This is a genomic window from Kaistia soli DSM 19436, assembly GCF_900129325.1.
In the GTDB taxonomy this organism is placed as follows: Bacteria; Pseudomonadota; Alphaproteobacteria; order Rhizobiales; family Kaistiaceae; genus Kaistia; species Kaistia soli.
Genome location: NZ_FQUP01000001.1, coordinates 1,304,322 through 1,319,455, shown reverse-complemented (window position 1 = coordinate 1,319,455; position 15,134 = coordinate 1,304,322). Strand labels below are relative to the sequence as shown.

17 protein-coding genes and 1 tRNA gene are annotated in these 15,134 nt (G+C 65.5%); 12 read left to right on the top strand and 6 right to left on the bottom strand.

From position 1 onward, the window contains the following. The first annotated feature begins 81 nt into the window (after positions 1 to 81). Positions 82 to 990 carry a histone deacetylase family protein gene (locus BUB39_RS06510; RefSeq protein WP_073052143.1) on the top strand — a complete coding sequence of 303 codons (909 nt, stop codon included), beginning with the start codon at positions 82 to 84 and terminating at the stop codon, positions 988 to 990. Here BUB39_RS06510 and BUB39_RS06505 read toward each other — a convergent pair. Further along, positions 987 to 1,250 (bottom strand): hypothetical protein, encoded by a 264-nt coding sequence (locus BUB39_RS06505; RefSeq protein ID WP_073052142.1) that lies wholly within the window; start codon positions 1,248 to 1,250, stop codon positions 987 to 989. The genes BUB39_RS06510 and BUB39_RS06505 overlap by 4 nt on opposite strands. 329 nt (positions 1,251 to 1,579) lie before the next feature. Here BUB39_RS06505 and BUB39_RS06500 point away from each other — a divergent pair, with 329 nt between their 5' ends. The 9 genes from BUB39_RS06500 to BUB39_RS06460 all read left to right on the top strand — a co-directional run bounded on the left by BUB39_RS06500 (position 1,580) and on the right by BUB39_RS06460 (position 10,399). After that, positions 1,580 to 2,551, top strand: coding sequence for an aliphatic sulfonate ABC transporter substrate-binding protein (locus BUB39_RS06500; protein ID WP_073052141.1), 972 nt, complete (start codon positions 1,580 to 1,582; stop codon positions 2,549 to 2,551). Between the two features lie 28 nt (positions 2,552 to 2,579). Next, positions 2,580 to 3,740 (top strand): FMNH2-dependent alkanesulfonate monooxygenase, encoded by a 1,161-nt coding sequence (ssuD, locus tag BUB39_RS06495; RefSeq protein ID WP_073052140.1) that lies wholly within the window; start codon positions 2,580 to 2,582, stop codon positions 3,738 to 3,740. A 7-nt stretch (positions 3,741 to 3,747) separates the two neighbouring features. After that, complete coding sequence (gene ssuC, locus BUB39_RS06490) at positions 3,748 to 4,512, top strand: aliphatic sulfonate ABC transporter permease SsuC (RefSeq protein ID WP_073052139.1); 765 nt, start codon at positions 3,748 to 3,750, stop codon at positions 4,510 to 4,512. Between the two features lies 1 nt (position 4,513). Beyond that, positions 4,514 to 5,362 carry an ATP-binding cassette domain-containing protein gene (locus tag BUB39_RS06485; RefSeq protein ID WP_244540163.1) on the top strand — a complete coding sequence of 283 codons (849 nt, stop codon included), beginning with the start codon at positions 4,514 to 4,516 and terminating at the stop codon, positions 5,360 to 5,362. Between the two features lie 87 nt (positions 5,363 to 5,449). Continuing rightward, positions 5,450 to 6,157, top strand: a complete 708-nt coding sequence (locus BUB39_RS06480; protein ID WP_073052138.1) for a transaldolase family protein — start codon at positions 5,450 to 5,452, stop codon at positions 6,155 to 6,157. Positions 6,158 to 6,249: 92 nt separating this feature from the next. Beyond that, positions 6,250 to 8,625 carry a phosphoketolase family protein gene (locus tag BUB39_RS06475; RefSeq protein ID WP_073052137.1) on the top strand — a complete coding sequence of 792 codons (2,376 nt, stop codon included), beginning with the start codon at positions 6,250 to 6,252 and terminating at the stop codon, positions 8,623 to 8,625. Between the two features lie 165 nt (positions 8,626 to 8,790). After that, entirely contained in the window at positions 8,791 to 9,309 is a 519-nt protein-coding gene (locus BUB39_RS06470; protein ID WP_073052136.1) for a cupin domain-containing protein, read from the top strand. Positions 9,310 to 9,476: 167 nt separating this feature from the next. After that, a tRNA-Gly gene (locus BUB39_RS06465) sits at positions 9,477 to 9,550 on the top strand. A 222-nt stretch (positions 9,551 to 9,772) separates the two neighbouring features. Further along, positions 9,773 to 10,399 (top strand): nucleoside triphosphate hydrolase, encoded by a 627-nt coding sequence (locus BUB39_RS06460; protein WP_073052135.1) that lies wholly within the window; start codon positions 9,773 to 9,775, stop codon positions 10,397 to 10,399. A 40-nt stretch (positions 10,400 to 10,439) separates the two neighbouring features. Here BUB39_RS06460 and BUB39_RS06455 read toward each other — a convergent pair whose 3' ends face one another. Beyond that, positions 10,440 to 11,165: an aspartate/glutamate racemase family protein gene (locus BUB39_RS06455; RefSeq protein WP_073052134.1), complete on the bottom strand. Its 726-nt coding sequence runs from the start codon at positions 11,163 to 11,165 to the stop codon at positions 10,440 to 10,442. A 169-nt stretch (positions 11,166 to 11,334) separates the two neighbouring features. On the opposite strand from BUB39_RS06455, the gene BUB39_RS06450 reads away from it, so the two are divergent. Then, positions 11,335 to 11,796, top strand: a complete 462-nt coding sequence (locus tag BUB39_RS06450) for an Lrp/AsnC family transcriptional regulator (protein ID WP_073052133.1) — start codon at positions 11,335 to 11,337, stop codon at positions 11,794 to 11,796. Between the two features lie 172 nt (positions 11,797 to 11,968). Beyond that, a complete protein-coding gene (locus BUB39_RS06445; RefSeq protein WP_073052132.1) occupies positions 11,969 to 12,235 on the top strand; it encodes a hypothetical protein in 267 nt (88 codons plus the stop codon). Positions 12,236 to 12,251: 16 nt separating this feature from the next. On the opposite strand, the gene BUB39_RS06440 is transcribed toward BUB39_RS06445, so the two are convergent. The 4 genes from BUB39_RS06440 to BUB39_RS06425 all read right to left on the bottom strand — a co-directional run bounded on the left by BUB39_RS06440 (position 12,252) and on the right by BUB39_RS06425 (position 15,130). Beyond that, a complete protein-coding gene (locus tag BUB39_RS06440; RefSeq protein WP_073052131.1) occupies positions 12,252 to 12,977 on the bottom strand; it encodes an SDR family oxidoreductase in 726 nt (241 codons plus the stop codon). Between the two features lie 19 nt (positions 12,978 to 12,996). Further along, entirely contained in the window at positions 12,997 to 13,770 is a 774-nt protein-coding gene (locus BUB39_RS06435; protein WP_073052130.1) for an SDR family NAD(P)-dependent oxidoreductase, read from the bottom strand. Positions 13,771 to 13,799: 29 nt separating this feature from the next. Continuing rightward, entirely contained in the window at positions 13,800 to 14,837 is a 1,038-nt protein-coding gene (locus BUB39_RS06430; RefSeq protein ID WP_073052129.1) for an NAD(P)-dependent alcohol dehydrogenase, read from the bottom strand. Between the two features lie 86 nt (positions 14,838 to 14,923). After that, positions 14,924 to 15,130, bottom strand: coding sequence for a DUF2160 family membrane protein (locus tag BUB39_RS06425; RefSeq protein ID WP_073052128.1), 207 nt, complete (start codon positions 15,128 to 15,130; stop codon positions 14,924 to 14,926). Positions 15,131 to 15,134 lie beyond the last annotated feature (4 nt).

Sequence of the window (15,134 nt, the reverse complement as noted above, 5' to 3'; positions counted from 1 at the left end):
CGGTCAGACAGGCTTAGACGCCCGGCGGCAAATCGTCGATGCCCGCCTTCATTCGCACCATCGGCGCGCTATTCTCGGCGTATGCCTTTGCCGATCGTCCATCACCCCGCCTTCACCGCCGAGATTCCAGCCGATCATCGCTTCCCGATGGGCAAATATCGCCGCCTGGCGGAAATCCTCGAAGCGGAGGGGCTCGTTCCAGGCGGCTTTGTCACGCCTAAGCCAGCTAGCGCCGATGAACTGGCGCTGGCGCATGACCGCGCCTACGTCGATGCGGTGCTCGGTCTCAACGTGCCGAAGCCAATCGAGCGCGAGATCGGCCTGCCGATGAACGAAACCGTCGTTCGCCGCGCCGCGGCGGCGACCGGGGGCACCATCCTGGCCGCCCGGCTGGCGCTCGAGACGGGCATTGCCTGCAACACGGCCGGCGGCAGCCATCACGCGCGCAGTGATCAGGGCGCCGGCTTCTGCACATTCAACGACGTCGCAGTCGCAATCCGCGTCCTGCTCGCAGAAGGCCGGATCGCAACGGCGCTGGTCGTTGACTGCGATGTTCACCAGGGTGACGGAACGGCGGAGATTTTCGCGGGCGAAGCCAATGTCACGACGCTGTCGCTGCATGCCGAGCGCAACTATCCAGTGCGCAAGCGCACCTCCTCCATCGATATAGGCTTTCCCGATGATCTCGGCGATGCGGATTATCTGGCGGCGCTCGAGGAAGTACTGCCCGGTCTGATCGAACGCCTCGCGCCTGACATCATCTTCTACAATGCCGGTGTCGACCCGCATCGTGACGACAGGCTCGGCCGCCTGGCCCTCAGCGATGCCGGGCTGTTCGCGCGTGACCGGATGGTGATCGGCGCGGCGAGGGGACGCGGCATCCCGCTTGCTGGCGTCATCGGCGGCGGCTATGGCGCCGATATCGACGCGATCGCCGGCCGCCACGCGCTGCTGCACAAGGCGGCAGCCGGCTTTGTCGAAAGCCTCTAGAGAAGACGGCGAATAACCTTGGCGTGATCAGCGCCGTTATCTGAGGCGGCGAGACATTCTGGGGCGATATACGGCCAGGACTGCACCTCGCAGCCCTTGCGCCCGCCAACCCCGGCACGGTCATAGCTGACGGCCGACATTGGGTCGCTCACCCCGCGGCCATGTCCGGTCGCCTGGGTGCCATAGGCCGTGACTGCAACCGCAACCAGCGTCGCTGTCGCCAGCACACCCGCCAGACTACGCCTGTTGATGCTCATCATCGTCGAACCCGCCTCCCGGAGGCGGCCCCCTGTCATTCTCGTGACTGCTCAACGCGGAAACCCGTTAACGGTTTCAATCACGATGAATGATTGGCGGCTGTGACTGATGTCACCGCGGCTCTGTGAATGGCGACACACGCAAAAAGCGGATCATCGCGTCGGAACGGCTTCAGGCGGATTTTCATTCCGCAGGGCGCCTTGCGCGAAACAACGGTTTTCTTGATCGATTTGGTCGTGATGCGTTGAATAGCGGCAAGATGCCCGTGCGCAGGAATTGACCTCGCGCCAGCCCATGATTGCCCCCATGGGGCCTTGCCGGAGACAGAGCCATGACGATTTCCCGCCGATCCTTCTTCAGCATAGCCGGTGTCGCGCTGTCTGGCGCCGCGTTCGGTCTTGCGGGCGGGCAGACGGCCTTTGCCGCCGATACGCTGCCGACACTGAAGGTCGGCTATCAGAAGGCGGGGCTGTTAGCGCTGGCACGGCGTCAGGAAGCCTTCGAAAAGGCCTTCGCTCCACTCGGTACGACTGTCACCTGGGTTGAGTTCGCCTCCGGGCCTCCGCTGCTCGAGGCGCTGAATGCAGGGGCCGTCGACATCGGCTGGACGGGTGACGCGCCGCCGATCTTCGCGCAGGCCGCAGGGGCGAACCTCGTCTATATCGGCGCGGCGCCTTCCAACGGCAAAGGCGAGGCCATCATCGTCAAGGAGGGCTCACTGATCGGCTCGGTGACCGATCTCAAGGGCAAGAAGATCGCCGTCACCAAGGGCTCGAGCGCCCATAATCTCACGGTCGCGGCGCTGGAGAAGGCAGGCGTCGCCTTTGCCGACGTGACGCCGGTCTATCTCTCGCCCGCCGATGCCGCCGCGGCATTTTCCAACGACAGCGTCGATGCGTGGGCGATTTGGGATCCCTTCCTGGCGCTCGCCGAAAGCCGTGCGCCGGTCCGCCAACTGACCACCACCGCGGCGACGCTGGAGGTCAACACCTATCTGCTCGCCAACAAGAGCTTCGCGGACGCCCATCCGGCCGCGGTCGGGACAATCGTCACGGCCTTGGCTGCGACGGCCGATTGGGCCAATGCCAATCGCGGTGATGTCGCCGCGGCGCTCTCCGAGATCACCGGCGTGCCGATCGGTCCGGAGACGGTGGCGGTCGAACGCGCCGTCTACGGCATCTTCCCGATTAACGACACGATCGTCGCGGGGCAGCAGGCGACGGCGGACCGCTTCCAGAAGCTCGGCCTGATCCCCAAGCCGATTACCGTCCGTGACATCGTGTGGTCGGCGCCGAAGGCCTGATTGCGTCAACGAGCAGGAGCGAGATCACATGGCCGCCGCCAATCCCCTCAACTTCTTCTGGTTCATTCCGACGCATGGCGACGGATCCTATCTCGGCTCCGAGACGCAGCAACGCCCGCCGGAGTTTGCGTATTTCAAGGAGATCGCCCAGGCGGTCGACCGGCTCGGCTTCGGCGGCGTTCTGCTGCCGACTGGCCAAGCCTGTGAGGACAGCTGGATCACGGCCGCAGGCCTCGCGACCATCACGGAGCGGCTCAAATTCCTGGTCGCGCTCAGGCCGGGCGTGGTCTCTCCGACCTTCGCGGCCCGCCAGACCGCGGCGCTCGACCGTCTTTCGAATGGACGATTGCTCCTGAACGTGGTGGTCGGTGGCAATCCGGCGGAACTGGCCGGTGATGGCGTCTTCCTGCCGCATGACCAGCGCTACGAGCAGGCTGCCGAATTTCTCGAAATCTGGTCGCGGCTGCTGACGGGCGAGACCGTCGACTTTGCCGGCAAACATTACCGCGTCGAGAAGGCGCGGCTCGATTTTCCGCCGGTGCAGGCGCCACGGCCGCCGCTCTATTTCGGCGGATCATCCGATGCGGGCCAGGACCTCGCGGCCGAGGCAACAGAGCTCTACCTGACCTGGGGCGAGCCTCCGGCGGGGGTCGGCGAAAAGATCGCCGCTGTTCGAGCCAAGGCGAAGGCGCGCGGTCGCCGGCTGCGGTTCGGCATCCGCCTGCACTTCATCGTTCGAGAGACCGAGGAGGAGGCGTGGCGCGCCGCCGATCGTCTCATCAGCCGCATTTCCGACGAACAGATCGACGCGGCGCAGGCGCGCTTCACCAAGGAGATGGACTCGGTCGGTCAGCGCCGCATGGCGGCGCTGCATGGCGGTCGCCGCGACAGGCTGGTCGTCTCGCCCAATCTATGGGCCGGCGTCGGCCTCGTGCGCGGCGGCGCCGGCACCGCTCTGGTCGGCACGCCAGAGCAAGTGGCGGAGAGGCTCGCCGAATATCAGGCGCTCGGCATCGATACGGTCATCGGTTCGGGCTATCCGCATCTGGAAGAGGCTTACCGGGTCGCCGAACTGCTGTTCCCTGCGCTCGGCATCGACCGGCCGGGCGCACGGCGGCTCCGGGCCAGTGTCGAGAACGAGTTCTCGGTCGGTAACGCCGCGCCGCGCCTCGCGGCTGCGGCGTCCTGAACCCGCGATGAAGCGCTTCCGTGGCCTCATCGGCTGGATCCTGCCCGCGACGCTTCTCGTCGGGTGGGAAGCACTGTCCCGGCTCGGCGTGATCCCGGCCAATATTCTGCCGGCGCCGACGGCGGTTGCGGCTGCGCTCTGGCGTGTCACCGTTTCAGGCGAGCTGGCGCGAAATATGGGCGTCAGCGCCTGGCGCGCCGGCATCGGCTTTCTCATCGGCGGGGCGATTGGCTTTGCCTTCGGGCTCGCCAATGGCCTGTCGCGCTTCTCCGAGCAATTCACTGATACGACGCTGCAGATGGTGCGCAACGTGCCGCATCTCGCCCTGATCCCGCTGGTCATCCTGTGGTTCGGCATCGACGAGCAGGCAAAGCTGTTCCTCGTCGCGCTCGGCGTCTTCTTCCCGATCTACATCAACACGCTGCACGGCATTCGAAGCGTTGACCCGCAGCTCGTCGAGATGGGCAAGACCTATGGCATGAGCGGGGCCGAACTCTTCAGCCGCGTGATCCTTCCCGGTGCGCTGCCCTCGATCTTTGTCGGCCTCCGCTTCGGTCTCGGCATCATGTGGCTGACGCTGATCGTCGCGGAAACGATCTCCGCCTCGTCAGGCATCGGTTACATGGCGATGCAGGCGCGCGAATTCATGATGACCGACGTCGTCGTGTTGTCGATCCTGATCTACGCGCTGCTCGGCAAGCTCGCCGACACGGTAGCGCGCGTCCTGGAGAGGCGGACACTCGCCTGGAATCCTGCCTTCGAGGGAGTGTGAGATGTTTGCCGATGCTCTGGCCATGATCGAGACGGCCGCCCATCTCGGGCCGCCTGCAGCACTCCGTCGCGACAAGCCCATTCCGTTCGAGGTTCTCCAGGAAGCGGCGCCGATCGCGAGCGGCGCGAGCGTTGCGATCTCCGGTCTCACGAAGCGCTTCGGCGAGACGCCGGTGATCGGGGGGATCGATCTTGAGATCGCGCCGGGCTCGTTCGTCGCGGTGGTTGGCAAAAGCGGTTGCGGAAAGAGCACCTTGCTGCGGCTCCTATTGGGGCTGGAGACACCGACGTCCGGCCGGATCGACATTCCTGAAGGCACGACGGCGCGGTTCGTGTTCCAGGAGCCTCGACTGCTGCCCTGGGCAACGGTTGTCGATAATGTCACTGTCGGGCTCGGCCGAAGCGGCACGCGTTCAACCCGCCGCCCGGCGGCGGCGAAGGCGCTCGCCGATGTGGGCCTCGACGGGCGTGGCGACGCCTGGCCCTCGGTGCTTTCCGGCGGCCAGAAGCAGCGCGTCGCGCTTGCCCGTGCGCTGGTGAGCCGGCCGCGCCTTCTTGCGCTCGACGAGCCCCTCGGGGCGCTCGACGCGCTCACCCGTATTTCCATGCAGGCGCTGGTCGAGCGCGTCTGGCGCGACCAAGGCTTCACCGCGCTTCTCGTGACCCACGACGTCTCGGAAGCGATCGCGCTTGCCGATCGCGTCATCCTCATCGATGGCGGCCGCATTGCGCTCGACTTGCCCGTTGATCTGCCACGGCCGCGCCGACGCGGCACGCCGGCCTTTGCCGCGCTCGAAAAGCGCGTGCTCGACGCGCTGTTTGGCGGCTTCGAGGGCGGCGACGCCATCTGAGGGGCTTCGATGGCCTGAGACAGCACGCCGCGTGCAAGTTTTGGCCTGATCGTCTATGCCTCCTGAACGAGCGGCAGGATCGGCACCATGACGGCAGACGACAATCGCGGACGGCTGAGGCTTTTTCTCGACACGGCCGAGAAGTCGGCCTGGCGCGAGTGGCTGCCGACCGGCCTGTTTCATGGCGTGACCACGAATCCAACGCTGCTCGCCGCTGCCGGCATCCCTTGCGACCTCGCGGTGCTTCCTGCGCTGGTCGATGCGGCCTTCAGCCTTGGCGCCAACGAGATGCAGATCCAGACCTTCGGCCGAACGGCCGACGTGCTGGAACGTAATGGCCGCGCCATCGCGGCGCTCGATCCGCGCGTCGTGGTGAAGATCCCGGTGACCTTTGACGGCATCCTCGCGGCCGGGCGCCTGAAGGCAGACGGCGTGCGCGTCACGATCACCGCAGTCTATGCGGCGCATCAGGCGCTGACCGCGGCCGCGATCGGCGCCGATTACGCCGCTCCCTATTTCGGCCGCATGAACGATGCCGGCCGAGATGGCGAGGGCGAGATCGTCGCCATGCGCAATCTGGTTGCCGAGTCAGGCGCTGCGACGCGTATTCTGGTCGCGAGCCTCCGCTCTGCGGATGATCTTGCGCGTCTCGCTGCGCGCGGTCTGGATACCTTCACCTTCAGCCCGAAAGTGGCGGCGATGCTGTTCGCCGATCCGCTCACGGAGGCCGCCGCTGAGGCTTTCGAAGCGGCCGCCGGGGCCGATCAGGTTCCGGCGCCCAGCGCCGTCGCTTGATCGGGATCAAGGCCCGGCGCATCCTCCTCCTGCTTAGTGGCCTCCGGTCGACGGCGGCCGGCCGGCTTCGGCTGGAATGACAGGAGGCGAGCATGGCAGAAAACGGTCCGCTGGATGCCGGGGAGCTCGATCTGCTCCACCGCTATTGGAAGGCGGCTAACTTTCTCTCCGTCGGCCAGATCTACCTGCTCGATAACCCGCTGCTGCGCGAGCCGCTTACAAACGCGCATATCAAGCCGCGGCTGCTCGGCCATTGGGGCACGACGCCCGGCCTCAATTTCATCTATGCGCATCTGAACCGCGTCATCCGTGCGCATGACCTCGACATGATCTATGTCTGCGGCCCCGGCCATGGCGGTCCCGGCATGGTGGCCAACACCTATCTCGAAGGTTCCTATAGCGAGATCTATCCCGATATCGGCCGCGATCTCGACGGCCTCCGGAAGCTGGTGCGGCAGTTCTCGTTTCCGGGCGGCATTCCGAGCCACGCATCGGCGGATACGCCGGGATCGATCCATGAGGGCGGCGAACTCGGCTATGCGCTGGTCCATGCCTTTGGCGCTGCCTTCGACAATCCCGATCTCATCGTCGCTTGCGTCGTCGGCGACGGCGAGGCGGAGACCGGCCCGCTCGCCGCGTCCTGGCACTCGAACAAGTTTCTCAATCCGAAACGCGACGGCGCGGTGCTGCCGATCCTACATCTGAACGGCTACAAGATTGCCAATCCGACAGTGCTCGGGCGGATGAGCGACGCGGACCTCACCCATCTCTTTACCGGCTTCGGCTACGAGCCCTTCTTCGTCGAGGGCCATGAGCCGGAGGCGATGCACCAGGCGATGGCCGGCACGCTGGATACGATCGTCGGCCGGATCGCGGCCATTCAGTCGGCTGCCCGGTCGGGCGACGCCTCTGCGCTGATGCCGCGCTGGCCGATGATCATCCTCCGCTCGCCGAAGGGCTGGACCGGTCCGAAAGAGGTCGACGGCAAGAAGGTCGAGGGTTTCTGGCGCGCCCATCAGGTGCCGATCGCCAATGTCCGCAACAATGCCGGTCATCTCGCGCTGCTCGATGCCTGGATGCGCTCCTATGAGCCGGACGATCTCTTTGACGCCGAGGGCCGCCTGATGCCCGAGCTGCAAGCGCTGGCGCCTTCGGGTTCTCGCCGGATGGGCGCCAATCCGCACGCCAATGGCGGCGCGCTGAAGCGCGAGCTGAAGCTGCCCGACTTCCACAAGTATGCGGTCGCCGTCCCGGCGCCGGGCGCTGTCGATGCCGAGGCGACCCGCGTCATGGGCAATTTCCTGAACGAGGTCTTCGCGCTCAATGCGGAGGCGCGCAACTTCCGCCTCATGGGTCCCGACGAGACGGCGTCAAACCGGCTTGACGGTGTCTTTGCCACCACCGACCGCGTGTGGATGGAGGAGATCGAGAGCTATGACGATCACCTCGCGCAGGATGGCCGCGTCATGGAGGTGCTGTCGGAGCATCTGTGCCAGGGCTGGCTGGAAGGTTACCTCCTCACCGGCCGGCACGGTTTCTTCTCCTGCTACGAGGCCTTCATCCACATCGTCGATTCGATGTTCAACCAGCATGCGAAATGGCTGAAGGTGTCGCGTGGCCTCCCCTGGCGCCGGCCGATCGCCTCGCTCAACTACCTGCTGACGTCGCATGTCTGGCGGCAGGACCACAACGGCTTCAGCCATCAGGATCCGGGCTTCGTCGACCTCGTCGCCAACAAGAAGGCCGACATCGTCCGTATTTATTTCCCGCCGGACGCGAACACGCTGCTCTGGACGACGGACCACTGCCTCCGGACCTATGACCGCATCAACGTCATCGTCGCGGGCAAGCAACCGGCGCCGCAATGGCTGACGATGGAAGAGGCCGTGCCGCATTGCGAGGCCGGCATCGGCATCTGGTCCTTCGCCGGGACCGAACGCGGCGGCGAGGAGCCCGATGTGGTGATGGCCTGCGCCGGCGATGTGCCCACGCTGGAGACGCTGGCGGCTGTCGATCTGCTTCGGACGGCGCTGCCCGAATTGAGGATCCGTGTCGTGAATGTCGTCGACCTGATGACGCTCCAGTCCAACGAACAGCATCCGCACGGCATCACCGACCGGCAGTTCGACACGATCTTCACCAAGGACAAGCCGGTGATCTTCGCCTATCACGGCTATCCGCAGCTCATCCATCGCCTGACCTATCGCCGCGCCAATCATGCACGTCTACATGTGCGCGGCTTCATCGAGGAGGGCACGACGACGACGCCCTTCGACATGACGGTGATGAACGAACTCGACCGTTTCCATCTCGCCATTTCGGCGATCGAGCGCGTGCCTGGCCTCGCCGTCGGTGCCGCGCCGGTGATTCAACGCTTCCGCGACAAGCTGATCGAACATGCTCGCTATGTCCGCGAGCATGGCGAGGACATGCCGGAGATCGTCAACTTGACCTGGCCGTCACGCTGAGCGGCCTGGTGCGGCCGACGGATCGGACGATGTTTTTGCGGTCGGTTAAAGAAAATTCTAAGCAAGTTTGAATCGCGCAGTCGCCGGCGGCGCACACGCCATGATAGTCGTGCCGCCGGTCGAGGAGAACAACAAGCCGGCAAAGGCCGGCGTGAGGGAGGCAGGATGTCGGAGACAAGTTTCTCGGCGCTCGGCGCTGTCGGGAGTCAGGCAGGCAGGCCGTCACGCAGCGTCACGGTTGGCCATGCGGCGCGCAACGACTGGCGGCCGGCTCCGATCAATCCATCCTGGATCATCGCCGGCGATCCGATCGCCCACTATATTCCGATCGGTGTCGGCGAAGATGGCTATTCCTCGCTGTCGCTCTGGCGATGCACCGAGGGCAGCTTCCGCTGGACGTTCGGCTGGGAAGAATCCGTCTACATCACCAAGGGTGAGGTGGAGGTGGTCGCGGCGGATGGTCATAGGGACATCCTCGAAGCCGGGTCTGTCGCGTTGTTCCAGGCGGGAGGCACGTCGATCTGGACCGTGCGGCAGCCGGTGCAGAAGATGGCCGTCTGCCGCCGTGCGCTGAACCCGCATCTGGCGAGGCTCATCCGCTTTGCCCGTCGCCCCTGGAGTCTGACGGCCGTTCTGATCGCATTGGCCGAATGGCTGCCTGGTCTCGAACCCGCGCTCGTCTAGGCATGGGATCGACTGTGCAAGCCGTGGATCGAGCGCGTCTGGCGACTTCCTGTTTCCGGCACGCTTGATCAGTCAGGGGCAAAGCGGCTAGAAAAGAATCTGCCCTGATCATCCAGCATGATCGGGGCGCCTCGGCGATGGCAGGAGCTTTTCCGGCGCCTTGGTATGCGGGTGTATCTCAATGGTAGAGAAGCAGCTTCCCAAGCTGATGACGAGGGTTCGATTCCCTTCACCCGCTCCATTTTCAGCAACACCAATCGATTGACGTCATGGGCGCCACGCCTCAGGCGGTGCGCTGTTCTGGCGCCGGGCGGGCGCCGGCCTCGATGACGATGATCAGCGCGCATCAGCTTCCGCGTGAATTTCTCGGCTGGCCGTACTATGACCGCCTCGTCGGGTGTCTGGCGCGCGATCTGGTCGCGGCAAGGTCACGATGAATGACACCGGCAACGGACGAGGCTCCATGGCGCATCCCATAACGATCGACGAACTGGCGGAACGGCTCGTGGCCGGCGCGGATCGCGCGCGACAGATCGTGGCGCTGGCCGGCCCACCCGGCGCGGGCAAGACGACCACCGCCGCCCGCCTCGAGGAGCGTATCGACGCGCTGGCGCCGGGCGTTGCGGCCACGCTGGCGATGGATGGCTACCACTATGACGACCGCGTGCTGGTTCCTCGCGGCCTCCGGCCGCGCAAGGGCGCGCCCGAAACATTTGATGTCGCGGGCTTTGCCCACATGCTCCGCCGGCTCCGGGCTGATGACGAGGACGAGGTGGCGATCCCCGTCTTTGATCGCGACATCGAGATCGCCCGAGCAGGCGCCCGGATCATCCCGAGGACCGCCCGGATCATCATCACGGAGGGCAATTACCTCCTCCTCGACAGGGAACCTTGGCGGAGCCTCTCCTTTGACGCGACGGCTATGATCGCGCCTGATCGCGAGGTCTTGCGACAACGCCTCGTGGACCGGTGGACCCATTACAAGCTGACGCCGGAGGAGATGGTCGCCAAGATCGACGGCAACGACATGCCCAATGTCGATCTCGTGCTGTCGCAGAGCCGGCCGGCAGACTATACGATCCGCACCTGACGAGGCGCGAGGCGCAGGGCTCAGTTAATAGCGATGTTGCTCAGGCAGCGCTGGCGATCGATGGCGCCGCTTCGCCTTCGGCAAACGCCAGCGCCGCGTCGACATGGATCGCCGTCGAATCGAAGACGGGGCAGGCGAGACTCTCGTCATCGACAAGAAGGCAGAGTTCGGTGCAGCCGAGGATGACGCAGTCCGCGCCCGCGGCCACGCCGTCGGCGACGATGCGGCGCATCTCCTCGCGCGACGCGGGTCTGACGATGCCCTGGCAGAGTTCAGAAAAGATGATGTCGTGGACGCGGCCGCGCGCCTCCGCGCTTGCCGGCGTCATGACCTCGATGCCGGCGCTTGCCTGCATGCGCTCAGCATAGAAGCCGTGCTCGGCGGTGTAGCGCGTGGAAAGAAGCAGGGGACGTTTAAAGCCTGCGGTGCGAACCGCAACGCCGGTCGCAGCGATGATATCGATCAGCGGCACGGCCAGCGCCCGCGATACGGCCGGCGCAACGAGATGCATCGTGTTGGTACAAATCAACACGCAGTCGGCGCCGCCGGCCTCGAGACCCGCCGCCGCTTGGGCGAGCACCGCGCCGGCCTCGTCCCAGCGATCGGCCTTCTGCAGGGCCACGATGGTCTCGAAGTCGACCGAACGCATCAGGATATCGGCCGAGCGCTGCCCGCCATGACGCGCCCGCGTCCGCTCGTTGAGCAGCCGGTAATAGATCAGCGAGCTTTCCCAGCTCATGCCGCCGATAAGTCCGATAACCGTCATGTCCAAACTCCCTGTCCACGACTATATTAGGGCGCTGCTTGTGCAATAAGCGCCCGTTCGTTCGAGAAAGTTCGGCAGTTAGCGCAATCCGTGAGCGCCGCCGTCATAAATAGCGCATCTGGATTGCGCGGCGGGTGGCGTTGCGTGCGTGAATCGATTGGAGACGGTGATGCTCGATGATCGCGATCGCAAGCTTCTGTCCCTGCTGCAGCAGGACGCAGAAACATCCGTCGCGCAGCTCGCCGAAGCGGTCAATCTCTCGCCCTCGGCCTGTTCGCGGCGGATCACGCGTCTGCGCGAGGAGGGCTATATCCTTCGGACGACCGCTGAGGTCGATCGGCGCCGGATGGGCCTTCCGACGACGATGTTCGTGCTGCTGCGCACCAGCGAGCACACGGCAGACTGGCTGGAACGGCTCCGCGCGGTCGCGGCCGATATTCCCGAGATCGTCGAGGTTCACCGCCTCACCGGCAATTTCGACTACATATTGAAGATCGTTTTGCCGAACGTCGAATATTACGACGTCATCTACAAGCAACTCGTCCACCGCATCCGCCTGCACGACGTCTCGGCCTATATTTCGATGGAGACGCTGAAAAGCGACGCCCCGCTGCCGACGCACCATGCCTGATTGGCGTGAGGTTGCCGGGGATGGGTTGGAAGCAAGAGAGTTGACGGAGGCGGGCGGGATAAGGGCTCGACTGCCTTTGCGTTGGCCAGGGTAAGAAACCGGAAAAATCACCCTGTTCCCTCTGCCGCCACGTCCGGTTGACGCGCCTCCGTCTGGTAGGGCAACGACGCGGATGGCGCCGGGTTCCCTCTCGCTGGAATTGCAGGATGTTGACGCTGGCTCATTCGACGAGGCACGGGACTATGTGCTCGGTGCCGGCTTGCCGCTCGTCGCTTATGTGACGACGAGCGGTTGGTTCGCGATCACGACACGAGAGTCGTTTCTGGATAGGGACGTCGGAGTCGCCACGCTCCGGCAGCTGAAGGCGCGCGCGCTCGTTCCCGCGGACAGCGTGCTTACCTTCGGCAATACCTATGTCAGAGAGGTCTGCTGCCGGTAGGACCGATCCTGCCGCCTCATGTCACCATGAAGCCGCCGTCGACCGGCATGGCGACGCCGTTCATCATCGAGGCGCGGTCGGTCAGAAGGAACAGGATGACTTCGGCGACCTCGTCCGGGTCGGCGAAATGGCCGACGGGGATGCGCGAGAGCATGCCGCCTGCCTTGGCCGGGTCGCTCCAGGCCTTCACGGCCATGGGCGTCAGCGTCACGGTCGGGTTGACCGCGTTGACGCGGATGCCGTGGCGGCCGAGTTCGTTGGCCATCACGCGGGTCAAGGCGTCGAGGCCGCCCTTGGAGGCGCAATAGGCGGCGTGATCGGGAATGCCGAAAAACGACGCCATCGAGGAGACGTTGACGATCGCGCCGGGAACGCCTTTGGCGACGCGGTCGCGCGCATATTCCTGCGCCACGATCATCGGCGCGCGGGTGTTGACCGCATAGATCATGTCGAACGTCTCGGCGGTTACGTCGAGGAACGGATCGAGCGCGGTCGTGCCGGCGCAATTGACAAGAAGATCGGCCGGCAGCGCCTCGAGCGCCGCCTGGCGGGTCGCCGCGGCATCGGCGAGGTCGACGGCGATGCCGCGGCAGCCGATCTCGCTTGCGAGGCTGTCGAGATCCGCCTGCGAGCGCGAGAGGGCGATCACCTCGGCGCCGCGCGCCGCCAGCATCTTCGCCGTCGCCCGGCCGATACCCTTGCCGGCGCCGGTGACGATGACACTCTTGCCGCTGAATTCCATTTCGAAAGACTCCTTGAACCTACCAGCAGGTGAAGCCGGCATCGGCTTGAACGATGGATCCGGTCATGAGGCTTGCCGCGTCCGAGGCAAGGAAATGCACGACGGAGGCGATTTCGTGTGGCTGCCCGAGCCGGCCCATTGGCGTATCCTCGAGCCAGCCTTCGACCATGCCCGGTACATCCCAGGCGAACTTCATCAGCGGCGTCTCGATATAGGTCGGGGCCACCGCATTGACGCGGACGCCGCGCGCGGCCCACTCCGTTGCGAGCGACTTGGTGAGATGATGCACCGCCGCTTTGGAGGCGTTGTAATAGGACTGGTTCTGCGGCCGGTTGACGATGAAGCCGGACATCGAGCCGATATTGACGATGGCGCCGCGCCCGGCCGCCAGCATGTGCCGGCTGAAGGCGCGATTGCACCAGAAGACGCCATTGAGATTGACGTCGATGACGCTGAGCCAGTGCTCGTCGGTGGTGTCCTCGGCGGCAACGCCCGAGCGGGCGATGCCGGCATTGGCGACCAGGATATCGATGCGGCCGTGCCGGGCGAAGATCGCGTCGGCGGCGGCTGTGACGTCGGCCGGCTTGGTGACATCGAGTTCGACGACGTCGGCCGGAAAGCCCTTCTCGGCGAGGCTCGCCTGGCCCGCGGCCGCGATCTCGGCGTCCATGTCGGCGATGATGACATGGGCGCCGGCTTCGGCCAGCGCCTCGCTGATGGCGAGGCCAATGCCGCGCCCGCCGCCCGTGACGACGGCGACGCGGCCGTCGAGCCGCAGCTTTTCGAGATACATCCGCGCCTCCCGCTGTCAGGCCGTGCCGTTCAGTCCGGCATCTCGATCTGGATCTTGACCTCGCCGGCTGGCGACGTCGCGGCATATTCGAAGGCCTCGACGCTGGCCGAGAAGGGGAATGTGCGGGTGATCAGCGACGAGACGTCGATCGCGCCGGATGCGAGCATGCCGACGCAGCGCGGATAGACATGCGCGTAGCGGAAGACATGCTCGACGCGGACTTCCTTGATCTGGCCGCCGGCGACGTCATAGGGGATCGGCTCGAGCGGAATGCCGATGAACACCACCTTGCCGCCGGGGCAGAGCGGCTCGAACACCGCCGCCGCCGCGCGAGCGTTGCCCGAACATTCGAACACGATATCGGCGCCCCAGCCGGCCGTCTCCGCCTTCACGGCCTCGACAAGCGGCGTGCGGGCAACGTTGACCGCCGTCACGGCGCCGAGCTTCTCGGCGATCGCGAGCTTGGTATCGTCGACGTCGCTGACGATGACGCGCGCGCAGCCGGCGGCAAGCGCGGCAAGGACGGTGACGAGGCCGATCGGGCCCGCGCCGATGACGATGGCGACATCGCCCGGCTTAACCTGCGCCTTTGTGGCGCCATGCACGCCGACGGCGAGCGGCTCGACCATCGCGCCGGCGGCGAAGGAAACATTGTCGGGCAGCTTGAAGGTGAAGTCGGCCGGGTGGACGACCGAGGGGCGCAGAACGCCATGGATCGGCGGCGTCGCCCAGAAGCGCACGGCCGGATCGAGATTATAGAGGCCGAGCCGGGCGGCGCGCGACGCGGGCTCGGGAATGCCGGGCTCCATGCAGACGCGGTCGCCGACGGCAAGCTCGGTGACGTCGCTGCCGACTTCCTCGATGACGCCCGAGGCCTCGTGGCCGAGGATCATCGGCTCGCGCACGACGAAGGGCCCGATCGCGCCGTGGGTGTAGTAGTGGACGTCGCTGCCGCAGATGCCGACCGTCTTCAGCTTGATGCGGACATCGCGCGGCCCGAGCGTTTCCTCGACCGGGAAGTCGCGCAGCGACAAGCGGTTCTTTTCCTCGAGAACGAGCGCCTGCAAGGTCGTCACTCCAATTGGCGCGGCGCGGGAAGGCCCGCGAGCCGCTTTGGTTGAATCGGTTGCCGCATGCGCCGGCCTCGAAAAGGTCAGCCGCGGGCGATGATGATGGCTCCGAGGATCACGGACAGCACCGTCGCCACATAAAGCGAAATGTCCTGTTCGAGAAAGCGCATCCAGAAGAGATGGATGGCGACGAAGCACACGACCGAGACGAACACCCGGTCGAAGGCATTTGTATGGATCGGCAGGAAACCCTGCGGCGCGGCGCGGCGGAGAGGAACGTCGTCACTCATTGCG